The organism is Oceanicola sp. 502str15 (assembly GCF_024105635.1).
Taxonomy (GTDB): domain Bacteria; phylum Pseudomonadota; class Alphaproteobacteria; order Rhodobacterales; family Rhodobacteraceae; genus Vannielia.
Genome location: NZ_WYDQ01000001.1, coordinates 3,999,296 through 4,023,931, shown reverse-complemented (window position 1 = coordinate 4,023,931; position 24,636 = coordinate 3,999,296). Strand labels below are relative to the sequence as shown.

Here is a 24,636-nt window from a genome sequence, read left to right as displayed (position 1 = left end):
TCCCCTCACAGCTTTTCGATCAGCTCGGGGACGGCGGTGAAGAGGTCGGCGACGAGGCCGTAGTCGGCGACCTGGAAGATCGGGGCCTCTTCGTCCTTGTTGATCGCCACGATCACCTTGCTGTCCTTCATGCCCGCGAGGTGCTGGATCGCACCCGAGATACCAACGGCGACGTAGAGGTCGGGGGCGACCACCTTGCCGGTCTGGCCGACCTGCCAGTCGTTCGGGGCGAAGCCCGAGTCGACCGCGGCGCGCGAGGCACCCACGGCGGCGCCGAGCTTGTCGGCGAGCTTCTCGATCAGCGCGAAGTCCTCTTCCGAGCCCACGCCGCGGCCGCCGGAGACGACGATGCCGGCGGAGGTCAGCTCGGGGCGGTCGCTCTCGGCCACCTTGTCTTCGACCCATTCGGAGAGGCCGGGGTTGTCGGCTGCGGAGGCGGTTTCGACCGAGGCCGAACCGCCCTCACCGGCGGCGTCGAAGGTGGAGGTTCGGAAGGTGATAACCTTCTTTTCATCTTTCGACTTCACGGTCTGGATCGCGTTCCCGGCGTAAATCGGGCGCTCGAAGGTATCGGCGTCGACAACGCCGGACACGTCCGAGAGGATCATCACATCGAGCAGGGCGGCGACGCGGGGCATCACGTTCTTTGCATCGGTCGTGGCGGGGCGACGATGTGCGAGTAGTCACCCGCAAGCGAGACGATCAGCGCGGCGGTCGGCTCGGCAAGACGGTGGCCCAGCGAAGCGTCTTCGGCGACGAGCACCTTGGCCACGCCGTCAATCTTGGCAGCGGCCTCACCGGCGGCAGAGGCAGAGGCCCCGGCGCAGAGCACGGTCACATCACCCAGCGACTTCGCGGCGGAGACGGCCTTGGCGGTGGCGTCCATCGCCAGCTCGCCATCGGTCACTTCGGCAAGAAGGAGAACAGCCATCAGATAACCCCCTTTTCTTTGAGTTTCGCCACCAGCGCATCGACATCGGCCACGATCTCGCCTGCCTGGCGGGTTTCGGGCTCGGAGGTCTTGACCACTTCGAGGCGCGGGGAGACGTCGACGCCGTAGTCGGCGGCGGTCTTCTCATCCAGCGGCTTCTTCTTGGCCTTCATGATGTTGGGCAGCGAGGCGTAGCGCGGCTCGTTCAGGCGCAGGTCCACGGTGACGATGGCGGGCATCTTCACCTTGATGGTCTGCAGGCCGCCGTCGACCTCACGGGTCACCACGGCATGATCGCCCTCGACCTTCACCTCGGAGGCGAAAGTGGCCTGCGACCAGCCGAGCAGGGCCGAGAGCATCTGGCCGGTGGCGTTCATGTCGTTGTCGATCGCCTGCTTGCCGGCGAGCACGAGGCCCGGCTGCTCTTCCTCGACGATCTTGGCGAGGATCTTGGCGACCGCCAGCGGCTCGATGTCCTGGTGGACATCATCGGCGGCCACCACGAGGATCGCGCGGTCGGCGCCCATGGCGAGCGCGGTGCGGAGCGTTTCCTGCGCCTGCTTCACGCCGATGGAGACGGCCACGACCTCTTCGGCGGTTCCGGCCTCCTTGAGGCGGATCGCCTCTTCGACGGCGATCTCGTCGAACGGGTTCATCGACATTTTCACGTTCGCCAGATCGACCCCGCTCCCGTCCGACTTCACCCGGACCTTCACGTTGTAGTCGATCACCCGTTTCAGGGGGACCAGGACCTTCATTTAGCCACCTTTCGCATGCTCATGAATGCCGACCCCGCGATCAGCAACATCGTCACCATGATGAAGCCCAGCGAGATCGGGTTGGAGAAGAAGACCGCCAGGTTGCCACGCGACATTGTCAGGCCCTGGCGCAGAGCCTCTTCGAATGGTGCGGCAAGGATGAATGCGATGAGCAGCGGCGCAAGCGGCAATGCCATCCGGCGCAGCAGGTAGCCCAGCAATCCGCCCGCGAACATGGTCGCCACGTCCCAGCCGCTGGAGCGCAGCACGTAGCTGCCGGCGACGCACATCACCAAGATGACGGGATACAAGTAGACCTGCGGAAGGCGCAGTACTTGCGTCAGTGGACGGATCGCCACCAATGCCAGCACCGCAATGAAAATATTGGCCAGAAGCAGCGCGAAATAGATCGTGTAGACCATGTCCGGAGCAGTCGCGAAAATCATCGGTCCTGGCGCTACACCCTGGATCATCAAGGCACCCAGCAGGATCGCGGTAACGGAATCCCCTGGGATGGCCAGTGCCAGCAAGGGGATCATCGCCGAGCCGGTCACGGCGTTGTTTGCGGCCTCTGCAGACGCCACGCCTTCGATGGCACCCTTGCCGAATTCATCCGCATGCGGCGAGGTCTTTTGCGCGACGGAGTAGGACAGGAAACTGGAAACCGACGCACCAAGACCCGGAAGCATTCCCACGAATGAACCGATGGCGCTGGAAGACAGGACCGGCAGGGCGATACGGCGCACCTCGGTCCGACCAAGCCGGTTGGCTTCTCGCTGACCGGACATCTCCAACGGCGCGCCAGTGCCCCGGAACCGGTTCTCGGCCGCGAAGAGCATCTCGGACACGGCAAAGAGACCGATCAACAAGGGGATGAACGGAATTCCATCGTAGAAGTCGTTGATCCCGAAGATGAAGCGCGGCGTGCCGAGCATCGGATCGCTGCCCACCGAGGACATCAATACGCCGAGCCCCGTCGCGACCATCGCTTTCATGGGGTCAGCGCCCGACACCAGAGCCACGAGCGCAAGCGAGAACAGCAGCAGACCCGCCAGCTCCACCGGACCAAAGCGAAGGGCGATCTCGGCAAGACCGGGGGCCACGAGAATGAGCAGCATGACGCTGAACAGTCCACCGACCACTGAGGCCAAGATCGCGACCTTGAGCGCCAGCCCTGCTCGTCCCTGCTTGGCCAGCGGATAACCGTCCAGGCTTGTCGCTGCCGAAGCCGGGGTGCCGGGGGCATTCAGCAAGATCGCCGAGACGCTTCCACCGTAAACACCAGAACAATAGAGCCCCAGCAGCATCATTATCGAGGCGACGGGCGACATGCTCAGGGTCAGCGGTACTGCCAACGCAACCGCCATGTTGACCGTCAGACCCGGTATCGCGCCTGTGACTAAGCCTACGACAACTGAAGCGACAAGGATGAGAAGGTTGCTCGCTTGAAGGACCTCTCCAAGCGCCACGTAAACGAATGTCATGGGGATCACTCCTGCAGGAAGCTGGATTCGGGCAATGGCAGGTTGAAGATGCCGGTAAAACCATAGTGCAAAGCGAGGGGCACGAGAGCCGCCAACGCGATCAGGATCACCGGTCGCCGACCGCCGAAGACGAGGCAGGTCAGCATGATGAAGACAGCCGTGGCGGGAACGAAACCGAGTATCGGCATCGCTGCTGCGTAGGCGGCACCAAAGGCCAACAGTGCGAACGCACCGCCAATCTGCCGCAGGTTCTGGCGCCACGGCAAGACGCCTGCAGATGCGGACTTCAGGGCCATGCCCGCGCCGCCGAGGGCGATAAAGGCAAGCGCTGACAACGGCATCAGCGCCGGTCCGGGCACGCCATGCTCATAGGCTGCGTAGTTCCCCGGGATGACCGCGGCGAATAGAACCGCCGCGATCATGAGGACTGCTCCGAATATCCGGGTGAACATCAGTCCGCTCCGATCCATCGGCTTCAGTCCAGGGCCTTGCCGATGGCGTTGGACATCTTGTCGATCTGCGCGTCGAACGACGGACCATCGAGATAGCTGATTTCCAGGCCCGACTTTTCGGCAAGCTTGACGAATTCGGTGCTTTTGACGGCTTCAGCAAAGCGGCTGTTCAGATATTCATATACGTCATCGGGCAGACCAGCGGGTGCAGAAAGGCCCTTCATGTTGTCGATATAGACGTCATAGCCGGCCTCCTGCAGGGTCGGGACGTCCGGTAGCCCCGGAAAACGGTCGTCCGAAGTGACCGCCAAGGCGCGCACCTTGCCCGCCTCGATCTGCCGCTGCGCCTCGTCCGGCGAAGCCAGAGCCACATCGACATGCCCACCGAGCAGGGCGACCATGGTTTCGGCACCGCCTTTGAAGGGAACATGCGCCATGTCGATCCCGGCTTCGTCGCCGAAGGCCAGCATGGTCGAATGGTACAGGCTGCCTGCGCCGCTTGAGGCGTAAACGATCTCGCCCGGCGCATCCTTGGCCTGCGCCACAAGATCTTCGACAGAGGCGATTTCGCTGTCTTCGCGGACCAGCAGCACAATCCGCATCCGGACGGCGCGCAGGATACCCTGAAAATCCTCGGAGATGTCGTAACCAACCTCGCGGTGGTTCGGAACAGACGTGCTTTCCGATCCTCCGGTAACCAGCAGCGTATAGCCATCGGCAGGTTGGCGGGCGACGTATTCCGCAGCGGACACACCCGATGCGCCTGCGCGGTTCACGATGACCAGCGGCACGGGAAACTCGTCCTGCGCAGCCGTTGCCAGAGTGCGCGCCATCACATCTGTGCCACCCCCGGCGGAGAAACCGACGACGATCTCGATGGGCTTTTCCGGTTCCCACGCCAGTGCGGCGGTGCCGGTCAGGCCCAGCGCCAGGCACAGCGTGCCGACGGTATGCTTGAAGCGTTTCATGGTTTTTCCTCCCGTTAAGTCTTGCGGCATGCGGCCGCGCTCAGAGCCCAAGCTCCTTGCCGATAATGTTCTTCTGGATTTCGCTGGTTCCGCCGAAGATCTGAAAGACCTTGGCCTCGCGGAAATGGCGCTGCATGGCATATTCCATCGAATAGCCGTTGGCGCCCATTACCTGCAGACCGTCCAGCGCGGTCTGCATGTAGCTGTCCGAAGCAAAGAGCTTCGCCTGCGATGCTTCGCGCGAGCATTGTTGCCCCGCGTTAAGCTTCTCTGCGGCGTGATAGGTCAGGAGTCGCGCCGCGTCGGTGCGGTTCTGCATCTCCACGATCCTGTGGGACACCGCCTGAAAGGCTGTCAGCCGCCGTCCGAACTGCTGGCGCTGCGTGCAGTACTCGATGGCCAGATTGGTAGCCGCCTGACCGGCACCCATGCACATGGCGGCCAGCGCGACGCGTTCCTTGGCGAGGATCGGCATCAGTTGCTTCCAGCCTGTATGCAGGTCGCCTACCATCAGGTTGCGTGGCACCTTCACGTCGATGAAGTTGACCTCGCAGGTCCGCACAGCATGGCCACCCAGCAGCGGGATCGGGGTGACGGTCACGCCCTCGGCCTCGCGCGGGATCAGGATCAGGCTGATGCCATCGTGACGCGTGGCTTTCGGATCAGTCCGAACGGCCGTCAGGATGTAGTCCGCCTGCTGGGCGCCGGTTATCCACATCTTGGTGCCGTTGACGGTGAACTCTTCGTCGCCAACTTCGGCACGGGTCTTGAGTGCCGAGGCGTCGGACCCTGAGTTGTTTTCGCTAAGCGCGAAAGCAAAGCGAACTTTACCCTCCGCGAGTTTGGGCAGCATCTCCGATTTCAGATGATCCGCACCCAAGGCCGCGATGGCCCCGCCGACCATGTTGACGTTGATGTTCCAGAACCGTGCCAGCGTGATCGAGGCCGAGGCGATCACCTCAAGCATCGAGGTCATGTCCAGGTAGTCGCCGATGCCGCCATATGTCTCGGGCAGTGTCAGGGCGAACCAGCCCTGTTCGGCCATCCCTTGCACCACGGTCTCAGGGAATTCCTTGCGCTCGTCCCACTCCATGACCGACTCGGGATCGGCGTGGTCGCGGATGTATCGCTCAACCGAGTCACGGAATGCCAGGCGGTCATCATCATCGAAAGTCATGTGCTTGCTCATTGCTCCGGTCCGTTCTTGGGTCGCACCCATTGAGGGGTGCGCTTGTCAAAGAAGGCGGCGCAGCCTTCTCGCGCATCCGCCGTCTGAAAGATGTCCTCGAAGGCGTCGATCTCGGCCATCAGGTGGCTGTCGAAGCGGTCGAGGAAGTCGTGGTCGCCCAGCCGCTTGATGGCTCGGATAGCCTGCGCGGGAGAGGCCGCGATCGTTTCCGACATCGTCGTGGCTCTCTGCAAGGCGTCACCCTGCGGCACCAATTCGTCGATCATGCCCTGCTGGCGCGCCTCGTCGGCATCGACCATGGCGCCGGCCATGATCGCCATTCGGGCCGCGTGAACACCCAGCCGTCGCGCCAGCAGCGGAATGCCCGCCGTGCCCGGAAAGATGCCGCGCTTGATTTCGGGCAGGCCGAGGCGCGCGCCTTGCCCTGCGACGATCCAGTCGCACGCCAAGGCCAGCTCGTACCCGCCGCCCAGACACGGCCCCTCGACCGCAGCAATCACGGGTACCGGGCAGCGCACGAGGTTGCGCATCATCCGGTGACCGTTGGCGCCGTGCCGACATGCCGTTGCCCGCTCGAAGCGCTGCGAGAACTCGGTCATGTCCGCCCCGGCGCAAAATGTCTCTGAGCTGCCGGTCAGCACCACCGCCCGAACCTCGGGTGGGACCTCGCCGAACAGCGTCCCGAGGGCGTGCCGCAAATCCTGCGTCAGCAGGTTTAGCGGCGGGCGAGCCAGCGTGATCCGCAGGACTCCCGCCTCGTTCAGCTCGGTCACCAGGCCGGATATGTCCGGCAGGTCACGCAACTTCGCTGTCCTTCTGCGGCTCGAGCAGCGAGTCGAGGAACCGCATTCGTTCCCTGCCCGCCTGCATCAGCAGAGACAGGTCCGAACCACCCAGCAAAAACCGCGCGCCGAGGCTGACGTATTTTTGCATGATCGTAGGCGTGTAGATGCCACCCATGCCAGGGTGCTTGCCGTGCTTGCGGCAGGCGGCAATCACGCGCTCGTAGGCGGCGCGGATCCGGGGATGATCGAACTGACCGTGAATGCCCATGTCAGCCGACAGATCGCTGGTGCCGATCAGCAGCACGTCGATGCCGTCAATGGCAGCGATCTCGTCGGCGGCCTCGATGGCCTCCTCGGTCTCCAGCATGACGACGATCAATGTGCTTTCGTTCAATAGCCGACAGCAATCCTCCTGCGAATAGGCAGCATAACCCAGCTGCGGCATCGAGCCGGGCACGGAGCGGTTGCCGAGAGGCGGGAATTTGCAGATGTCCGCGACCCGGCGCGCCTCATCGGGCGTATCCACGTGTGGTACGATGACCCCCATGGCGCCAGCGTCCAGAATGCGCGTTGCGTGGAAAGACTCGGGCCCCGGAACGCGGACGATGGGTGTAACGCCCGTGGGCAGCGCGGAGACGCACATCTGCGCGGCCGCATCAAGGTCCATGCTGTTGTGCTCCATGTCGATGAACAGCCAGTCAAAGCCGCAGGATTTGGCAACCATGGCGGTGTCCGATGTGCGCCCCTGCCTGACCCCAAGGCCCACAGCCAGCTCGCCGGCATCCAGCTTCTGCCGGGCGACGTTGGGGAAAAGGTCGGGATTTTTGTTCGTCTTCATTCTTCAACTCCCTGCGTTCTGATAGATGATTAACACACGATTGCTGACAATCCAAGAAACTTTGCCGCCATACTACTGCTTTTTGCCTCCAACTGTGTGGCGCGGCTCTCCACGTTCATAGGCCGCGACGTTGTCGATCAACTGGTCGGCCAGCGACTGCATGGCTTCGGTGCTGGCCCAAGCCGTATGAGGTGTGAACAGGAAGTTCGGGTGATCCATCAATTGCATCAGGGGGTTCTCCGGCGCGGGTGGCTCTTGTGTCGCCACGTCCATGCCCGCACCCGAGATGCGCCCGTCGCGCAGGGCTCGCGCCAATGCGGTCTCGTCGATCAGGCCACCCCGCGCAGTGTTCACCACTACGGGACGCCGTTCCATCAGGTCGAACTCGCGGTCCGAAAGCAGATCGCGCGTCGCTGGCGTCAACGGGCAGTGCAGGGTCAGCACGTCCGATTCGGCCAATGCCTGATCAAATGGCGTGTAAAGTGGCCCCAGCCCTTCGACACCCTTGTGTGCAGCGAACAGCACCCGCATACCGAAGGCTCGCCCAATGGTGGCGACAGCCTGACCGATCGCACCCTCGCCGATGATGCCCAAAGTGGAGCCCGCCAAGTCGTGCACTTGGTGATCGAAGAAACAGAATTGGCCGGACTCCTGCCAGCGCCCGTTCTCAATGGCCTGCCGATAGGGCAGCAGACCGCGCCGTAAGGCGAGGATCATCGCAAAGGTATGTTCGGGAACCGTGTTCACCGCGTAGGCCCGAATGTTGGAGACGATCACGCCCTTGTCGGTGCAGGCCTCCAAGTCGATATTGTCCGATCCCGTAGCGGCGATTGCGATCATTTTCAGGTCGGGCAGCGCATCCAGATGCTCGCGGGTGATGCGCACCTTGTTCAGAATGGCAATCTCGGCGCCCTGCAGACGCTCGACCACCTGGTCCGGAGCGGTACGCTCCCACTCTTTCCAGTCGTGATCGAAGGACGGGCGACGGATGTCGATGTGCGGCGCCAGAGTGCCGCGGTCGAGGAAGGCAATGGTTTTCATGGGGCACTCCTTGCAGGATTAGAGGCGGACAACGCCTAACCCCGCCGCCGGAACGACAGTGGGGTTACAGGTTTCAAAGACAGTCTGAAGGGGTTGTCGTAGGCTCAGGCCTCGGCCTGTTCGGGGGTCAGGCGATCCCGAATTTCCGGCGACACGCCGAATTCTTCAAGCACCTCGCGGGTGTGTTCGCCCAACCGGGGCGCGGGCCTACGATAGGTCGCGGGCGTGCCGTGGTAGTTGACGGGATGCGCCTGCATTCGCACATCGCCTGCCGTGGGGTGATTGACTGAAACTACGGTTTTGTTGTGCGCGATCTGCGGATCCTCGGTCAGCGCCGTGTGCAAATCCTGAATCTTGGCTGCGGGCACATTGCCGGTGCCGAGGATCTCCAGCCATTCGTCCGCCGGCCGTTTGGTGAAGGTCGCCTCCAACTCAGCATCCAACGCATCGCGGTTCTCGCAGCGGTCGGTGTTGTTGACGAACCGGGGATCGTCGATCAGGTCCTCGCGCCCGATGGCCTTGCACATCGCCAGCCAGAACTTCTGCGTGAAACAGGCAAGGAAGAAATAGGCGCCGTCTGCACCTTTGTAGTTGCGATACGGAACGAAGGTAGGATGCCCGCTGCCCCGCCGTTGCGGCGCCTCGCCATTCATGAATGTCTCGCCATCACGCGGAATTGTGCTGAACAGCGCGCCCGACAGCAGGGACAGGTCGATCCATTGTCCCTGCCCCGTCCGCTCACGGTTGAAAAGCGCAGTCGATACGGAAAAGGCCATCAGAGCCGCCGCGCCGAAATCGGGATAGGGGCTGCCGATGCGCACCGGCGCACCTTCGGCCTCGCCGGTCATGTGCATCAGCCCGCTCATCGCCTGGATAACCGGATCGTTGGCCGGCAAATGGGCATAAGGCCCGCTCTGCCCGAAGGCCGAGATCGAGGCATAGATGATGCGCGGGTTGATTGCCTTGACGGCTTCGTACCCCACGCCCAACCGATCGACAGTGCCGGGGCGAAAGTTCTCGATCACCACGTCGACCTGGCGTGCCAGTTCCAGAAAGGCCGCGCGCCCGTCCTCGGATTTCAGGTCCAGCCCCACCGAGCGCTTGTTGCGGTTCTGGGACAGGAAGATGCTGCTTTCGCCCTCGACGAAAACCGTGCCGATGCTGCGCGATAGCTCGCCTGTCTTGGGGTCCTCGACCTTGATCACATCCGCGCCAAGGTCTCCCAGCATCATCGTACCGACTGGACCCGCCGTCATCGCGGTCAGGTCGAGGATACGGATGCCGTCAAGTGCTCCGGGTGTCATGCTACTTCCTCTGTCTTGCGATAATTTAGGATCTGGCGGTCCGGCTCACCCGTCTCGCCGCGGCGATAGGTAAAGGAGTGGCCGAAACGCGCGTCATCGGTCTTGGGGAAATCGGTGCGCAGGTGACCTGAGCGCGTCTCTTCGCGATCGAGGCAGGCAGTCAGCACAAGCTCGGCGCTCTGCGCCAGATTGCGGATTCCGAGCGCTTCGATCAGCGTCTCAGGAGTGGCCGACAGCGATTGATCCAGCTCCTTTCGCAGATCGCGGGCGATCTTGCGAGTATCCGCCAGACCCTCGGCCGTCTTTTCGACCAGGCATTCTCGCTGCATGGCGCTGCGTAGTTCGGCACAGGGTTCACGGAAATCGGAGTCCGCGCCTTTCGACAGCACACGAGCCAGGAAATCCAGGCTTTCGTCCAGCGTAGCATCGTCTGCCGGGCGCTTGCCCGCTGCCACGTTGGCCGCGGCGCTACCGGCGCGGTGGCCAAAGACTTGCCCCTCCGCCAGCGAATTGCCGCCAGGGCGATCCGGCCCGCGCACGCCACCCGCGACTTCTCCCACCACGAACAGGCCGGGAATCGAGCTTTCGGCCGTGGCAGCGGTCATCCGCACGCCACCGTTCATGCATTGAAAGGCAATGCCCACCTCGATAGGTTCCGATCGCGGATCGACGCCGCGCTGTTTCATCCAGCGCATGGTGTTGGGAATATTGCGGTCCAGGTCTGCTTCGGGGATGTCCTCGAAAGAGAACCAGACACCGCCATGCGGCGTGCCGCGTCCTTCGCGTACCTCGCGAGCGATCGAGATGTCGATGTAGCGCGACGGGTTCGACACCGTGAAGGGAAAGACCTTCTCCTGGTAAACCTCGCTGGTGTCGATGCCGTCGGGCAAGTAATCCGGCAGGAATGCGCGCCCCTCGGCATTCGTCATCTTGGGTTCGAGCACGAAACAGGACTTGCTGAAGAGCTGAATGTAGGGATGCAGCAGCGCGGGCCCGAACTGGTGAAATTCCAGGTTCACCAATTCTGCCCCGTGGCGATAGGCGATAGCCTGCCCGTCGCCCGTCATCTCTGGCGTCGAGACCTGGCTGGAAAAGGCGCCGTGTATGCCGCCCGTCGCCAGAACGACGCTGGGCGCGCGATAATGCAGCAACACCTGCCGTTCCTGGTCGAGGGCGAGAATTCCGCTGACCGCCCCATCGGCATCGCGCAACAGATCGACCAGCATGACCGGCGCGTCGATATGGACGCCCAGCTTCTTCATCTCGTCGGCGATGGCGCGGACGAAGGCTTTGCCAGTCTTGCCCTTGACGCCTGCACAACGCCCATAAGTTCCGAAGTCGCTCTTGATCAGCTTGTATCCGCCGGCCGGCAGCTGGTCGAAGGGTACTCCCAGCTCGACCAGATCGCGCATCCGCTGCGGCGCGTCCTCGGCCAGCACGCGCACCAGGTCGCGGTCGATGAATCCTTCTCCGGCACGCATAGTGTCGTCGAAATGCACCTGAGGTTGGTCGCGTTCGTCACCGAATCCGGCGGCTGCGCCCATGCTCATGATCTCGCTGGCGCCGTGCACGGTGCTCCCACCCTTGCCGTAAGCGGCCTTCGTCACGAGATGCACATCGGCGCCCTGCTGGCGTGCCGACAGCGCGGCGCGGGATGCAGCGCCTCCGCCACCTACGACAACGACGTCCGTGTCGATCGTTTCGATTTCGATTGGCAGTGTGGTCATGGTGTCTTCCCGTGTCTTTGTGGTGCCGGCGGTGCACTCAGTGAGCGGCGACTGTGTCCGGCAATTGTTCGAGCATGCGTTCCCGCCCACTCTGGATGTGTTTCTGAAAGGCAGTTGCTGCGGCGACCGAGTCGCGCTCCTGGAACCCGTCGACGATGGCCTTATGCTCGCGCAGCGACGCCTTCAGCATAACCGCGTTGCCCAGGTTCCGCCTGCGGAACAGGTGCAGCTCCATCGACAGCCGGTGGTCCAAATCAGCGAGGCGTGGGTTGTTCGCCGTTTCGTAGATCAGCGTATGGAAGCGGCTGTTCAGGTCAAAGTAGCGCGACAGGTCGCGTACCTCACAGGCCTGGCACATACCCTCGTGCAGGGCAACCAACTCGTCGAGCTGTTTATCCGTGGCCCGCATGGCGCCCAGACGGCCGGCCACCGCCGCAATCCCGTGGCGGACGTCGAAGAGGTCTAGCGCATCCTTTACGGACAGCTCGCGTACGAAGACGCCGCGGTTCGGCACGATGACGACTATGCCCGAGCGTTCGAGCATCCTAACCGCTTCGCGCAACGCGCCGCGGCTGACCTCCAGCTTTTGCGCAAGGGCGTGTTCATTCAGCTTGGCGCCGGGCAGCAGAGACCCGCGAACGATAATGCTCTGAAGCGTCTCGGCCAAGTTGTCGGCCAAGGACAGAGTGTCGCTCCGCTCCAGCGGCGCCAATGTTTTCAAGTCGTTATGCAACACCATATTGCGCCTCCACTTTCCCGGCCAAAACCGTGGGCAGGTCGCCTGATGCGGCGAATGTACCCTGTCTTCAGCGATCTGCACAGCATCTATTGGCAATCTGCCCTGCGGTCAATCATTTTTTGTCGACAATATTTACACTCTTGCCCTACAAGAAGGCAAAACCCGAAAGGATTTGCCGTGGATTGGACGAAGCAATGGCTGGACGCACACATGACGAAACGCCCACGCTCACAGGACGATGCCGAATGCCTGAACAGTTTGCTCGGCATATTTCGCTGTTGCGTCGACTCCGCCCGTCCGGATCGCTGCCTACCCGGCCACCTGCCCGAATTGAATGACCGCGGCCGAACCGTGATCGCGGGCATCGGCAAAGGCGGTGCGGAGATGGCTCGGGTTGCCGAAGCTCAATATAACGATGGAGACTATTCCGGCGTGGTGGTGACCAAGACGGGGCATGGATACGCTTCGGATCGACTGGCGATTCACGAGGGAGGGCACCCGGTACCTAATGCCTCCGGTGTCGCAGGTGCACGGGCCCTCGTTGACAGCCTGCGTGGCCTGAGCTCGGATGATCACCTCGTCGCTTTGGTCTCGGGCGGCGGCTCGTCTTTGCTGACTATACCGCCGGACGGTACAACGCTGGATGAGATCGCCGCGCTGAACCGCGCCCTGCTGGCGTCGGGGATGGAGATCGGGCAGATGAACGCAGTACGGAGGCATGTCTCGCCGCTGGCCAACGGCGGGTTGGCACGCGCGGCCCACCCCGCGCAAGTCACGCTGCTGGCGATTTCCGATGTGGCAGGCGACGACATCTCGGTGATCTCGTCCGGTCCATTCTCGCCCGACGGTTCTACCCCAGCCGATGCTCTGGCCCTGTTGGACAGGCGCGGCATTTCAGTATCCGAGGCGCTGCGATCCCACCTGAAAAACTCCAGCACAACTGGACCGATGGCGAAGGTGCAGGCGAGGCTTGTCGCCTCGCCAGGCACCGCCCTTCAGGCCGCCGAAACGGCGGCGCGACAAGCCGGGTACGACGTGATTTTGCTCGGTGATGATCTCTGTGGTGAAAGCCGCGAAGTCGCCGCGCAACACGCACGCCTGGCAATGAAAATCTATAACGAGGGACGGCGCGGCGTCGTGATATTGTCCGGCGGCGAAACCACTGTCACGCTGCGAGGCCCCGGTTTGGGCGGGTCAAACCGCGAATACGCCTTGGCGCTGGCTGTGGCGCTGGATACCGCCGAAGGCATTCACGCCGTGATCGCCGATACCGACGGCACGGATGGCGAAGGCGAGACTGCCGGGGCCAGCGTCGCCCCTGACACATTGGTCCGGGCGCAGGAGTTGGGCGTGAGCGCCGACGACCACCTAGCCCGAAACGACTCGGGACGCTTTTTCGCCTCTCTGGGGGATGATCTGGTGACCGGCCCGACAATGACCAACGTCAACGACTTTCGGGCGATCATGATCGCGTAAAGCGGAATGCCCGCCCCGCACAACGGCTGGGCGGGCACCAAATCAGCGCAGAACCACGCTGGGCAGCCACAGCGACAGGCCGGGCCAGAAGGTTACGAGCAGCAACGAGACCAGCAGCGGAACAAGGAAGGGCAGCGTGCCCGCCATGCAGCGCTCGAACGACATGCCCGAAACGCGCGCAAGCACCGATACAACCATGCCCACCGGCGGCGTCAGCAGGCCGATCATCAGGTTCAGCACCATGATGACGCCCAGGTGCACCGGATCGACCCCGGCCGCCAAGGCTACTGGCAGCAGGATCGGCACAAGGATGGTGATCGCGGCAATTGTCTCCATGAAGCATCCCACGACCAACAGGATCCCGTTGATCATCAACAGCACCTTGATGCGGCTCGTATCGCCATCTTCGAAAAAACTGGCAAAGAATTGCGGCACCTGGTTGCTGGTGATGAACCAGGAGAATACGCTGGCGGCCGCGACGATCAACAGCACCGTGGCCGTGGTCTCGAAAGTCTCGCGCAGGATGCCATAGAGCGCACGCAGCGACAGGCTGCGATAGACGATCGTGCCCAGAAACAGCGCATAGGCAGCCGCGGCGATGGCCGCCTCGGTGGGCGTGAACAGGCCAAAGCCGATACCACCGACAATAATGACCGGCATCAGCAGAGACAGGAATGCCCGGCGAAATGTGTTCCAGATACGCGACAGCGACAGGGCCGTATCCCGCCCGTAACCACGCCGAATGGCCGTGACATGCACCATGACCATCAGCATCGCCGCCATCAGTAGCCCCGGCACGATCCCGGCCAAGAACAACTGCCCGACCGAGGTCGAAGCCGCGACGCCGAAGATCACCATGGGAAGGCTGGGCGGGATGATAGGGCCGATGGTCGACGAGGCTGCCGTTAGCCCGACCGAAAATGGCGCGTCATAGCCTGCCTCGCGCATGGCCTTGATCTCGACCGCGCCCAAACCACCGGCATCGGCCACCGCCGCCCCCGACATGCCAGAAAAGATGACCGACGCACCGACGTTGACGTGCCCCAACCCGCCGCGCATCCAACCCACCAGTGACTTGGCGAAATCGAAAAGCCGCTCGGTGACACCCGATGTGTTCATCAGGGCTCCGGCGAGAATGAAAAAGGGGATAGCCAGCAAGGGAAAGCTGTCCAGTCCATTGATCATCCGGTGTGCGATGACCACGGTGGGTAGCGAGGTGAAAAGCACCACCTGCAGCAGGCAACTGATGGTCAGTGCGGCAGCAATCGGCATCCCCACAACCAGCAGAAAGAAAAGCGCGCCGAACAGCGTTGCAACAGCGCTGTCCGCGATCCATCCCCAGACGGATAGGGCCAGCAAAGCTCCGGCAAGGGCCACGGCCAGTAGGGCGGCCAAGCCGCTCCGTAGGACTGTTTCGCGCTGACGCGAGGCCTCTGGGATGGCGATCAGAGACCGCAGGCACATCATGGCGAACGCGCCGCAGACCACGAAGTACAGCCAGCTTTTCGGCAGGTCGACCGAGACCATGCTGGTCGTCGTGCGCTGCGCCAGCATCCAGGTCACCACGGCCATCACGCCGAAGAAAACCGGCAGCAGCAGCGCCACCGCTAATCGAAGCGCCCAGACACATGAGGCGGGCAGGTAGCGATAGAAAAATTCGACCCTTATGTGTGTGCCTTCGCGGACTGCTGTAACGGCCCCAAGGAAACCGGTCACGATCAGCAGGTAGCGGGCAATCTCCTCGGTCCAGGCGACCGAGTTGCCCAGCACATACCGGCTGAAGAACTGGAGGAAGACGACACCAGCCAGCACGCAGAAGGCGGCGACGCCCAGCACATCCTCGGGTGCGTGGCGCCATCGTGGAAACGGCCGCGCGGCGGGCGCGGGTTGTACGGTCCGCGCCAAGGGCGGTGAAGCAGTCTGTTTCATGGCGATCTCCGGCAACATCTGGCCCGGCGGTGCCGGGGCAAGGCACAACGCGCCCTGCCCCGCGCCGTCCCGGTCACTTTACGGCTTGCAGCTTGTCGAAAGTCTCGGGCGACCAGTCCTGGCTGCCGTCCTGCAGCAGCGGCAGCACGTTCTGACGGAACGGCTCGCGGTCGACCTCAATGATTTCCAAGCCTTCGCCCTTGAAGTACTCGACCAGCTCCTGCTCGGACTTCTCGACATCGGCGGTGACGCCCTCGGCGGCCTCGGCCAGTACCTGATCGAAGATCGCCTTGTCGTCGTCCGAAAGCCCACCCCAGACGTTGCCGCTGACGATGGTCACGAGGCTATCAGTGATATGACCCGTCAAGACGACGTAGTCCTGAACCTCGTGAAACTTCATCGACTGGATGGTGGGAAGCGGATTCTCCTCGGCCTCGACCACACCCTGCTGCAGCGCGAGGTAGACCTCGGCAAAGGCGATCGGGGTGGCGTTCGCGCCCTGCGCCTCAGGGAACATCATGTATAGCGGCGCATTCGGCACGCGGATCTTGAGACCCTGCATGTCATCCGGCGTCTCGATCCGCTTGTTCGAGGTCGTGTGCCGCGAGCCGTAGTAGTTCAGAGCGGCGATGTGGTGCCCGGTCTGGTCCTGGTACCCTTGGGCGATCTCACTGAAAAGTTCGTTGTCGCGGACCGCTTTCCAATGGTCGAGGTCGCGGAATACGTACGGCGCGCCCAAGAGACCGACGTCGGCATAGTCGCGACCCGCGAACTGGACACCGGTATAAACGATATCGACAGTCCCCAGAGTCAGGCCCTCGTCGATGTCCGCCTGTTTGCCCAAGCTCGAGGCCGGAAAGATGTCGATCTCGTAGCGCCCTTCGGTTCTCTTCTCGATTTCGTCGGCAGCCCACTCGGCCCATTTGTGATTCGGATGCGACGCCTCGTAGACGTGCGCCCATTTCAACGTCTCTGCCGAAAGGGCCGTCGCGGAAAACGCGCCCAAGCCTGCAAGCAGCAGACCGGTCATAACGCTGCGACGGTATAATTGATGATGCATGGTTACCTCCCAAAGTTGCCGGGCAACAACTGCATGTATGAAAACAAATGTCAACGGATTGCCTACAATCCTGTTGCGATCATCGGCAATTGGAATTATCTCTGCCGCCAACCGACAGGAGAAACCATGACCTATTTCCAGTTCATCGCAGGGACCGAAACCGTCGCATCCGATGGTGGCACCTACGACATCGTCAACCCGGCGAACACAGGAACTCTCGGCAAGGCTCCTCAGGCGACTCGCCAGGACACGCGGCAGGCAATAGACGCGGCAGCCGAGGCCTTCCCGGGTTGGGCCGCTACCGATCCTTGGAAACGTTCGGCCATCCTGCGACGGGCCGCGACCGAGATTGCGTCGCGGTCCGAGGACATCGCCACTGCAATCACTTGCGAAACCGGCAAGCCGCTGGCGCAGGCCCGCGGTGAGGTGACGCAGACCGTCGAACTGTTCGACTGGTGCGCCGACGAGGCACGCCGCGTTTATGGCAGGATCGTGCCGGGTCGCAGCGCAGCCACGCAGCACCAGATTTTGCATGAACCCGTAGGTGTCGTCGCGGCCTTCACCGCCTGGAACTTCCCCGTCCTCCTGATGTCGCGCAAGATCGCTCCAGCACTGGCTGCCGGCTGCACCATCGTCTGTCGTCCCGCCGACGAGGCCCCCGGAGGCGCCTTGATCGTCGCCCAATGCCTGCGCAAGGCCGGCGTACCGCAGGGCGTGGTCAACGTCCTAACCGGCTTGCCGCAGGCCATCAGCGAAGAAGTCATGTCCGACAGCCGGGTCCGCAAGATCTCCTTCACCGGGTCGATCCCGGTCGGCCGGATGCTGGCCCGCGCTGCTGCCGCTACGCTCAAGCGCGTGACTCTGGAATTGGGCGGCCACGCACCTGTCATTGTCCACGCGGACGTCGATGCGGCATTGGCGGCCAAGCAGTCGGCCACGGCCAAATTTCGCAACGCGGGCCAGGTCTGTGCCTCGCCGACCCGCTTCCTGGTGCAAGATGATCGCTTCGACGCCTACGTTCAGGCCTTCGTGAGCGAGGCGGAAAGATTGACGCTCGGTGACGGCATGGACGACGCGACCGAGATGGGGCCGCTCATCAATATGAAGCGCCTGCAGGCGGTCGAGGAATTGGTCCAGGACGCGCGCAAACGCGGTGCGACCATCGCAGCGGGCGGACGTCGCAGCGCGCGGTTCCAGGATGGCTACTACTACGAACCCACGGTGATCGTGGACGCGCCCGACGATGCACGCGTCATGCAGGAAGAGCCCTTCGGCCCCATCGCCCTGATCAACCGTTTCAGCGATGTCCAGGATGCCCTGCGTCGTGCCAACCAGACAGAATTCGGGTTGGCCGCCTACGTGCTCACCGGTTCGCTGGAAAACGCGCAAAGGACGGCCGCAGGCCTCGAGGCGGGCGTAGTCGGCGTCAATTCCTTCGTTGCCTCGGCGGCCGAAACGCCTTTCGGAGGCGTCAAGCAGAGCGGATACGGCCGCGAGGGCGGACCAGGTGCGCTGGACGATTATCTCTCGACCAAATACGTCAACCTGAGCTTCTGAGGGGACGGGATGACCCAGACCGATACCGATATGCGGTTCGACTACATAATCGTGGGCGCAGGCTCGGCAGGTTGCGTGCTGGCGAACCGGCTGACCGAGAACCCCCGTCACCGGGTTCTTCTGCTGGAAGCCGGCGGCGCGGATCGTCACCCGATGATCCACGTCCCGGCAGGCTTCCTGCGAATCCTCGATCATCCAGCGACAAGCTGGCGCTATCGCACCAGCGCGGATGCGGAAACCGGAAACCGCGAAATCCTCTTTCCGCGGGGTAAAGGTCTGGGCGGCTCCAGTTCGATCAATGGTTTGCTCTACGTCCGTGCCTTTCAGGAGGATTTCGACGCGTGGGCAGCGCAGGGCAATCCGGGCTGGGACGGTCGTACGATGATGGCCTACTTCCGTAGGTCAGAAAGCTGGCAGGGCCCGCCCAGCCAGACGCGCGGCGGCACCGGACCGCTGATCACTGCCCCGCTGACCGAGCGTCCTGAAATATGTGAAACCATTGTCGCCGCGGCCGAGGCAAACGGACTACCATTCCGCGAGGACATGAATGCCTCTTCCGAGCCGGGGGTCGCCTATTACCAGCAAACGCGCAATGGCAGGCGGCGCTGGTCGGCAAACCGAGCTTATCTGGCACCAGCGCGCAAGCGTCCCAATTTAACGGTGCTGATGGACGTCATGGTCGACAAGCTGGAACTTGACGGTCAGCGCGTCACCGGCGTGAGATTTCAGCAGCATGGGTCGCGACGGCTGGCCCGGGCCGGAGCCGAGGTCATCCTTTCCGCAGGCGTCATCGGTAGCCCGGCGATCCTGCAGCGTTCCGGGATCGGCGATCCGGACACATTGAAAGACTTGGGGATCGAAACGCGTGCGGCGGTGCCCGGGGTCGGGAAAAACATGCAGGACCATTACGTGATCCGCACCACGTGGAAACTGCGTGACACGCTGACCTTGAACGAACGCGCACGTGGTATCCGCCTGCTGGGCGAAGTCGCAAAATTCGCACTGCAGGGACGTGGCATTCTGACCTACAGCGCGGCGCTAGTCGGCATTTTCGCCAATCTCATGCGCTCGACCCCAGACCATCCCGACACGCAGTTCGTCATCGCCCCGGGCTCATTCAAGAACGGCCGACTCGGCGAACTGGAAGACTACCCGGGCATGACCTGCGGCTTTTGGCGCATGCGCCCAGAAAGCCGTGGCCACGTCCATATCAAGAATCGCTACGCCGACACCGCTCCCGAGATCCAGCCCGGCTTCATGCGCGAGGATGGAGACCGCAAACATGCCGTCGAGGCGTTGCGCTTTGCGCGTGCGCTCTGCGGGACGGAACCTCTGGCACGCTACGTGGATCAGGAGATGCTTCCCGGGGCCGAGCTCACATCGAACAAAGAACTTCTGGCCTACGCAAGATCCAACGGTTCGACGGTATACCACGGCGTAGGCACGTGCCGGATGGGCGATGGACCGAACGATGTAGTAAGTACAAACCTATCCGTTCGCGGTCTGAGCGGACTGAGGGTCGTCGATGCGTCAATAATGCCAGCGATCACTTCAACGAATACCAACGCCACTACGATCGCGATCGCCGAGAAAGCTGCCGAGATGATAAGTTCCGCGGCCGAAAGTGCTTGACCTGGCCTGCTGCCGGTTTCGTGGACACAGGGTTAAGTTGGCATAGCGCGAGCCTCGAACGCCACCGGACTTAGACAGCCCAACTTCGAATGCCGACGTCTCGGGTTGTAGAAGCATTCGAAGTAGTCAAAGACGTCCGCTCGGGCGGCGTCAAGGTTGCGGTAGACCTGTCGAGCAGTCCGTTCGGTCTTGAGAGAAGCGAAGAAGCCCTCCATGGCCGAATTGTCCCAGACGTTTCCAGCTCTACTGATCGAGCAGGTGATGCCATAGTCGTGCAACAGGCGCTGGAACTGCTCACTCGTGTATTGCGGACCTTGGTCCGAATGATGAAGCAACTCGTCGGTCTTGCCACGGCGCCAGACGGCCATCATCAGTGCGTCCATGACCAATGTGGCATCGCGATCCGCTTTCATTGACCAACCCACCACGCGTCGTGAAAGCAGGTCCATCACGAACGCCACATAAAGCCAGCCCTCGGCCGTCCAGATGTAGTTGAAATCCGCGCGCTACTTCTGGTTAGGGGTTTCCGTCCGGAACTCGCGATCAATAATAATTTCGGCAATGACGGATCGTTCGCCATCGTCTTTCGGCATGCCACGACGCATGAGTCGGGCTCGCATGGCATTCTGCCGCATTCCTCCGCATGAGCCGCTCGATCCGGTGGAGGCCGCAGCCCAGGCCATCTTCGAGCACGTCGTGCCAGACCCGCCGGGCGCCATAGGTGCGATCGCTTGCCCTAAAGCTCCTATCGATCGCTTTCACGAGCTTTGCGTCATGAGCCGCGCGCTCGCTGAGTGGCCTTCTGAGCCACGCTTGAAAGCCGGATCGGGAGACACCCAGAACCCCGCGCATCCAGCCGATGGGCCAGATATGCCGATGCTTCGAAATGAAGGCTAAAGTCATGTCGCTTCCCGCGCGAGTTATGCTGCCGCCTTTTTTGAGATGTCACGCTCCGCCTTGAGCTTGGCGATCTCTTTCTTCAAGGCCGCAATCTCCGCGCGTTGCTACTCATTACCAGCAAAGGCGGCTACAGGAGCCGCGTTGGCTTCCCTGATCCATCGACGCAGGACGCTCGCTGCGACCTCGAGGTCCCGGCTGACTTGAACCACGGCGACGCCGCGCTCCTGCACCAGGCTCATTGCCTCGATCTTGACCTCTTCGCTAAAGATCCGTCTCTTCATCTTCTGTGTCCAGTATCGCCATCACGATCTTATCTTCGTGTCCACGAAACCGGCAGCAGGCCAGTGCAACGCCTCCCGGATCTTGAGAACGTCTGCCTACCAGCGGTGGTGGAGTGCCTTGTCCTCCCGTGTCATTGGCCCCGCAATTCAAACTGCAGCGAAGCGTCACTGACATGCTCTTGCGTGCAACACTCAACTGATCGAATCAATCAGCACCCGCCCATCCGGTTCCCCCAGCCACTTCAGGAACTGTGACAGGCTGTCGACCTGGTCGTCGTGCTTACCTCTTGGGAAGTTCACAATTTCCCGCTGAAACTCGGCGAGCCAGGGCGCTTCTTTGGGGATCGCGATCCGGCCGCACTCTATCAGTGGCGTCACACTCAGAAGCCGCGTCGCCTTATCGTCTCTGGGTTTCACCCCTCGAACGTTGAGAAGTGTATTGTCGTAAAGGTCCTGGTAGAGCGATATACCGGACCCAGCCTGCTCGATGAGCACAAGGCTGGCGTCCCATCGCCCGGCTTCTTTAATGATCCGTCGCCGCAGCTGCGGAAACTCCAGCTTCGTCCGGATCACATCGAGCAACCACGCAGACGCTCCCCGCACAAGCCAGGTCGTACAGACCGAGTAATCATTTGCCTCCTCCGCGTTGCAGGCCGTATCCCAGCTTTGTACAATACGATCATCGTCGCAGCGCGTTGGCGGTTCATCGTAGGTCCGGAACCAGCTCCACTTTACGAGCCCACCGCCGAGCGGGGCTGGTCGCTGCTGATATTGCGCCGCGTAGACATATGAGCCCAGCTCCTTCCGGCGACGTTCCAGCAGGTCCGGAGGCAACCTCCCCGAGAACAAAGGGATCCCCTCGATGAAGATCAGGCTTCGATCCGGCCCCATGGGGAACTCCATCCGTTCTTCGGCAATGGCCGGCAGGTTCAGATGCGTCCATCCGCCTTGTTCGAGGAGCATTCCGGCCAGATCCTCTTCGTGAACGCGTTGCTGGATCAGGATGATGGCGGACTTGACAGGGTCATTGAGACGACTGAGCAACGTGGAGCGGTACCAGTCCAGTACGGCGTTGCGCTTGGCATCAGAGGTCGCCTCATCGGGCTTGTGAGGATCGTCGATGATGATGATGTCACCTCCGCGCCCGGTCACAGTCCCGCCGATGGAGGTCGAGAACCGGCCGCCACCCAACGTGGTCTCGAAATCCCGCCGGGAGCTCCTGCCCCTGGCAATCCTCGTCTGCGGGAAACAGCGCTGATACCACGGCGCCATCATGAACTTCTGACAATCAAGTGCCAATTTTTCAGCGAGGCCATCCGCGTAGGACGCCGTCAGTAGCTTCTTCCGCGGATAATGCCCCAAGAGGTAGGCCGGAAAGGCCACTGACCCGGATATCGACTTCATGGTGCGCGGCGGCATCGTAATGATCAACCGAGTGATCTCCCCGCGGGCCACCCTGTCGAGTTGGTAGGCAATAGCGTCGACATACCATTCATGCACATACTGAGTCCCAGGATCGACAGTCGCGAATGACTGCTGAATGAAACTCGAGAGGTCCTTACGCAACACCGCGGTGAAAGCGGCAACCTTGTCCGGATCAGACATCACCGTCCTCCCCTTTATCCTCAGCAGCCGCCCGATCCAGAGTGTATCGGTTGAACCAGCGGTCAAGGATCTCGCTTTCGTAAGCCGCCAGCGCCTGCTCTGCGCCGCGCGCTTCCATGTCGTCGGAATGTTGCTGTGCGAGTGCGAGCAGTCGATCCAACGCGCGGGCGTCTCCCTTCAAAGCCTTCTCCTTCAAGCGCATGAGCGCTGCCTTCTGTGTGCTGATATTTCTCGGTTGGCCGTTTTGAGTGATAGGAACACCCTCCGAGAGCACGTCCTGAAGGTCCTTCCTGAAGTTCTTCGTACGTGTCGGACGCCCTTTCGGGTTCCCGGATTGCCCCTTGCGGAACCGTGAATGCTTGGGAGGCTTTCCGTAGCCGACAGGTTCATCATTATTCTGATCAGTCATTGCACCACCTCCAACATGAGATCCGCCTCGAGTGAGGTCAGGCTGCGGTGATCTCGCAGCCGTATCGGTTCCTGACCAGTCTCCGCACGCCAGCGACGCAGGATGACATCGACATACCCTGGGTCGATCTCCATGCCGTAGGCGACGCGCCCACTTCGTTCCGCAGCGATGACTGTCGCGCCCGCTCCCAGGAAGGGGTCGAGAACAACCTCCTTACGTGCCGTGACGTCCCGGATTGCATCCTGCACCATGGCCACTGGCTTGGCGGTCGGATGGGCTGTCAATTCGGCCATCCGGTCTTTTCGGAATGTGTTGACCCCCGGATAGGTCCAGAGGTTCGTGCGGTTCCGACCGTAGCGACCCAGCTGAACGTTGTTCCTATGACTCGCCCTGCCCTTTCGGAACACAAAGACCAGCTCATGCTGAGATCGGTACAGCGATCCCATCCCGCCATTGGTTTTTGCCCAGACACACAAGTTGAGCATTTGACCGAAGGCCGCCTTACCCGCGTCCTGGATTTCCCGCAAATGGCGCCAGTCCATGCAGGCGAAGCACACGGCCCCTGACTTGCTATGGCGCGCCACGAGACCGAGCGCCTCCGCCAGAAACCTCTCAAACTCAGCGGAAGACATCTCACCGCACGCTTCGGCGAACTCCACGTGCTGTACCTTTCCCTTTCCACTGACGTGGCCCTTGATCGGCACGTTGTAAGGCGGGTCCGTGAAGCAGGCATCCGCCACCCTGCCCTCCATAAGACGTGCATAGGCATCCGGGTTCCTGGCATCACCGCAGAGGATCCGGTGATCTCCGAGCGCCCAAAGATCGCCAGCTACAGCGACCGCGGCGGCCAAAGGGTCCGGCAGTGGCGCCTCTTCCGGCGTGGCGGCTACATCTGCGGTGCCTGGATCGATGATCATATCGATCTCGGCTACTTCGAAGCCGGTGATCGTGAGGTCGAAATCGAGGTCGAAAGAAGCCAGGTCCGACAACTCTGCCGCCAGCTGCGCCTCATCCCACCCGGCATTGAGGGCGATCTTGTTGTCCGCAAGCATCAAGGCCCGTTTCTCAGGTTCATTAAGATAGCCAATGCGGATCGTAGGAACCTGATCCAGCCCCAGCTGGAGGGCGGCAGCTAGCCGCCCGTGTCCCGCGATGATCACGCCCTTCTCATCGATCAAGACGGGGTTTGTGAACCCAAACCTCTCGATACTCGCCGCGATCTGTTCGATCTGGCTCGGGCTATGTGTTCTGGCGTTTCGAAGGGAGGGTACGAGATCCCCAGTGGCCACACCTTCAAATACGGCTTCCATGCCGGTCTCCAATTCCTGGACTTGCGGGCGACACATCTTCCACCATGGAAGACGCGCGCTGACGCGTTCAAATGCGGGTTGGTTTAATGACCGGCACCAACATCCGAAGGAAACCGGGTGCCCCATCCGGGGCTTTTGCCACCGCCATCCGGTCAGTGGACTTTTTCAAGGCATCCAGGGCCATCCGACTAAGCCCTCGCAGCCACCTTGCCACTGCGGGACGCCCCGGAATCTCTAAGTATTCCAAAGTGTGCCTATTGG

The 24,636-nt window shown here is 62.1% G+C and carries 19 protein-coding genes and 2 pseudogenes; 3 read left to right on the top strand and 18 right to left on the bottom strand.

Features of this window, described 5'->3' with window-relative positions; genetic code table 11:
- Positions 1 to 5 precede the first annotated feature (5 nt).
- From GTH22_RS19725 to GTH22_RS19670, 12 genes and pseudogenes are all read right to left on the bottom strand, one after another.
- A pseudogene (locus GTH22_RS19725) lies at positions 6 to 931 on the bottom strand (electron transfer flavoprotein subunit alpha/FixB family protein).
- Positions 931 to 1,689, bottom strand: coding sequence for an electron transfer flavoprotein subunit beta/FixA family protein (locus tag GTH22_RS19720; protein WP_252947295.1), 759 nt, complete (start codon positions 1,687 to 1,689; stop codon positions 931 to 933). The pseudogene GTH22_RS19725 and the gene GTH22_RS19720 overlap by 1 nt, the downstream one beginning before the upstream one ends.
- The gene (locus GTH22_RS19715) at positions 1,686 to 3,173 is read right to left on the bottom strand and encodes a tripartite tricarboxylate transporter permease (RefSeq protein ID WP_252947294.1); all 1,488 of its coding nucleotides are present in this window, start codon (positions 3,171 to 3,173) and stop codon (positions 1,686 to 1,688) included. Before GTH22_RS19715 ends, GTH22_RS19720 begins: the two co-directional genes overlap by 4 nt.
- A 5-nt stretch (positions 3,174 to 3,178) precedes the next feature.
- Complete coding sequence (locus GTH22_RS19710) at positions 3,179 to 3,625, bottom strand: tripartite tricarboxylate transporter TctB family protein (protein WP_252947293.1); 447 nt, start codon at positions 3,623 to 3,625, stop codon at positions 3,179 to 3,181.
- Between the two features lie 23 nt (positions 3,626 to 3,648).
- On the bottom strand, positions 3,649 to 4,593 hold the full coding sequence (locus tag GTH22_RS19705) for a tripartite tricarboxylate transporter substrate binding protein (protein ID WP_252947292.1): 945 nt from the start codon (positions 4,591 to 4,593) through the stop codon (positions 3,649 to 3,651).
- 40 nt (positions 4,594 to 4,633) lie between these two features.
- Complete coding sequence (locus GTH22_RS19700) at positions 4,634 to 5,770, bottom strand: acyl-CoA dehydrogenase family protein (RefSeq protein ID WP_252947291.1); 1,137 nt, start codon at positions 5,768 to 5,770, stop codon at positions 4,634 to 4,636.
- Positions 5,771 to 5,778: 8 nt separating this feature from the next.
- Entirely contained in the window at positions 5,779 to 6,585 is an 807-nt protein-coding gene (locus GTH22_RS19695) for an enoyl-CoA hydratase/isomerase family protein (RefSeq protein WP_252947290.1), read from the bottom strand.
- A complete protein-coding gene (locus tag GTH22_RS19690; RefSeq protein WP_252947289.1) occupies positions 6,578 to 7,405 on the bottom strand; it encodes an HpcH/HpaI aldolase/citrate lyase family protein in 828 nt (275 codons plus the stop codon). Before GTH22_RS19690 ends, GTH22_RS19695 begins: the two co-directional genes overlap by 8 nt.
- A gap of 72 nt (positions 7,406 to 7,477) precedes the next feature.
- Entirely contained in the window at positions 7,478 to 8,446 is a 969-nt protein-coding gene (locus GTH22_RS19685; RefSeq protein WP_252947288.1) for a D-2-hydroxyacid dehydrogenase, read from the bottom strand.
- 104 nt (positions 8,447 to 8,550) lie between these two features.
- Complete coding sequence (locus GTH22_RS19680; protein ID WP_252947287.1) at positions 8,551 to 9,750, bottom strand: CaiB/BaiF CoA-transferase family protein; 1,200 nt, start codon at positions 9,748 to 9,750, stop codon at positions 8,551 to 8,553.
- Positions 9,747 to 11,477, bottom strand: a complete 1,731-nt coding sequence (locus GTH22_RS19675) for an FAD-binding protein (RefSeq protein ID WP_252947286.1) — start codon at positions 11,475 to 11,477, stop codon at positions 9,747 to 9,749. The genes GTH22_RS19680 and GTH22_RS19675 overlap by 4 nt, the downstream gene beginning before the upstream one ends.
- Positions 11,478 to 11,514: 37 nt before the next feature.
- Positions 11,515 to 12,144: a GntR family transcriptional regulator gene (locus GTH22_RS19670; RefSeq protein ID WP_252947285.1), complete on the bottom strand. Its 630-nt coding sequence runs from the start codon at positions 12,142 to 12,144 to the stop codon at positions 11,515 to 11,517.
- A 249-nt stretch (positions 12,145 to 12,393) separates the two neighbouring features.
- Here GTH22_RS19670 and GTH22_RS19665 point away from each other — a divergent pair, with 249 nt between their 5' ends.
- Positions 12,394 to 13,692: a DUF4147 domain-containing protein gene (locus tag GTH22_RS19665; protein ID WP_252947284.1), complete on the top strand. Its 1,299-nt coding sequence runs from the start codon at positions 12,394 to 12,396 to the stop codon at positions 13,690 to 13,692.
- Positions 13,693 to 13,734: 42 nt separating this feature from the next.
- Here the strand turns inward: GTH22_RS19665 and GTH22_RS19660 are convergent, their stop codons facing one another.
- The gene (locus GTH22_RS19660) at positions 13,735 to 15,639 is read right to left on the bottom strand and encodes a TRAP transporter large permease subunit (protein WP_252947283.1); all 1,905 of its coding nucleotides are present in this window, start codon (positions 15,637 to 15,639) and stop codon (positions 13,735 to 13,737) included.
- Between the two features lie 55 nt (positions 15,640 to 15,694).
- The gene (locus GTH22_RS19655) at positions 15,695 to 16,651 is read right to left on the bottom strand and encodes a sialic acid TRAP transporter substrate-binding protein SiaP (RefSeq protein ID WP_252947282.1); all 957 of its coding nucleotides are present in this window, start codon (positions 16,649 to 16,651) and stop codon (positions 15,695 to 15,697) included.
- Between the two features lie 156 nt (positions 16,652 to 16,807).
- Here GTH22_RS19655 and GTH22_RS19650 point away from each other — a divergent pair, with 156 nt between their 5' ends.
- Positions 16,808 to 18,238, top strand: a complete 1,431-nt coding sequence (locus GTH22_RS19650) for an NAD-dependent succinate-semialdehyde dehydrogenase (RefSeq protein WP_252947281.1) — start codon at positions 16,808 to 16,810, stop codon at positions 18,236 to 18,238.
- Positions 18,239 to 18,247: 9 nt separating this feature from the next.
- Complete coding sequence (locus GTH22_RS19645; protein WP_252947280.1) at positions 18,248 to 19,870, top strand: GMC family oxidoreductase; 1,623 nt, start codon at positions 18,248 to 18,250, stop codon at positions 19,868 to 19,870.
- A 32-nt stretch (positions 19,871 to 19,902) separates the two neighbouring features.
- On the opposite strand, the pseudogene GTH22_RS19640 reads toward GTH22_RS19645, so the two are convergent.
- The 4 genes and pseudogenes from GTH22_RS19640 to GTH22_RS19625 form a co-directional block, all read right to left on the bottom strand.
- Positions 19,903 to 21,051: pseudogene (locus GTH22_RS19640) on the bottom strand (IS3 family transposase).
- Between the two features lie 192 nt (positions 21,052 to 21,243).
- The gene (terL, locus tag GTH22_RS19635) at positions 21,244 to 22,656 is read right to left on the bottom strand and encodes a phage terminase large subunit (protein ID WP_252947279.1); all 1,413 of its coding nucleotides are present in this window, start codon (positions 22,654 to 22,656) and stop codon (positions 21,244 to 21,246) included.
- Positions 22,649 to 23,065, bottom strand: a complete 417-nt coding sequence (locus GTH22_RS19630; RefSeq protein WP_252947278.1) for a DUF5681 domain-containing protein — start codon at positions 23,063 to 23,065, stop codon at positions 22,649 to 22,651. Before GTH22_RS19630 ends, terL begins: the two co-directional genes overlap by 8 nt.
- Positions 23,062 to 24,375 (bottom strand): DNA methyltransferase, encoded by a 1,314-nt coding sequence (locus GTH22_RS19625; RefSeq protein WP_252947277.1) that lies wholly within the window; start codon positions 24,373 to 24,375, stop codon positions 23,062 to 23,064. The genes GTH22_RS19630 and GTH22_RS19625 overlap by 4 nt, the downstream gene beginning before the upstream one ends.
- Between the last annotated feature and the right edge of the window lie 261 nt (positions 24,376 to 24,636).

Bases quoted from the DNA above. Each gene is read 5' to 3' on its own strand.
- GTH22_RS19680 (WP_252947287.1), bottom strand. From the start codon at position 9,750: ATGACACCCGGAGCACTTGACGGCATCCGTATCCTCGACCTGACCGCG.
- GTH22_RS19705 (WP_252947292.1), bottom strand. From the start codon at position 4,593: ATGAAACGCTTCAAGCATACCGTCGGCACGCTGTGCCTGGCGCTGGGC.
- GTH22_RS19720 (WP_252947295.1), bottom strand. From the start codon at position 1,689: ATGAAGGTCCTGGTCCCCCTGAAACGGGTGATCGACTACAACGTGAAG.
- GTH22_RS19645 (WP_252947280.1), top strand. From the start codon at position 18,248: ATGACCCAGACCGATACCGATATGCGGTTCGACTACATAATCGTGGGC.
- GTH22_RS19715 (WP_252947294.1), bottom strand. From the start codon at position 3,173: ATGACATTCGTTTACGTGGCGCTTGGAGAGGTCCTTCAAGCGAGCAAC.
- GTH22_RS19685 (WP_252947288.1), bottom strand. From the start codon at position 8,446: ATGAAAACCATTGCCTTCCTCGACCGCGGCACTCTGGCGCCGCACATC.
- GTH22_RS19625 (WP_252947277.1), bottom strand. From the start codon at position 24,375: ATGGAAGCCGTATTTGAAGGTGTGGCCACTGGGGATCTCGTACCCTCC.
- GTH22_RS19675 (WP_252947286.1), bottom strand. From the start codon at position 11,477: ATGACCACACTGCCAATCGAAATCGAAACGATCGACACGGACGTCGTT.
- GTH22_RS19690 (WP_252947289.1), bottom strand. From the start codon at position 7,405: ATGAAGACGAACAAAAATCCCGACCTTTTCCCCAACGTCGCCCGGCAG.
- GTH22_RS19630 (WP_252947278.1), bottom strand. From the start codon at position 23,065: ATGACTGATCAGAATAATGATGAACCTGTCGGCTACGGAAAGCCTCCC.
- GTH22_RS19660 (WP_252947283.1), bottom strand. From the start codon at position 15,639: ATGTTGCCGGAGATCGCCATGAAACAGACTGCTTCACCGCCCTTGGCG.
- GTH22_RS19650 (WP_252947281.1), top strand. From the start codon at position 16,808: ATGACCTATTTCCAGTTCATCGCAGGGACCGAAACCGTCGCATCCGAT.
- GTH22_RS19655 (WP_252947282.1), bottom strand. From the start codon at position 16,651: ATGACCGGTCTGCTGCTTGCAGGCTTGGGCGCGTTTTCCGCGACGGCC.
- GTH22_RS19710 (WP_252947293.1), bottom strand. From the start codon at position 3,625: ATGTTCACCCGGATATTCGGAGCAGTCCTCATGATCGCGGCGGTTCTA.
- terL (WP_252947279.1), bottom strand. From the start codon at position 22,656: ATGTCTGATCCGGACAAGGTTGCCGCTTTCACCGCGGTGTTGCGTAAG.
- GTH22_RS19700 (WP_252947291.1), bottom strand. From the start codon at position 5,770: ATGACTTTCGATGATGATGACCGCCTGGCATTCCGTGACTCGGTTGAG.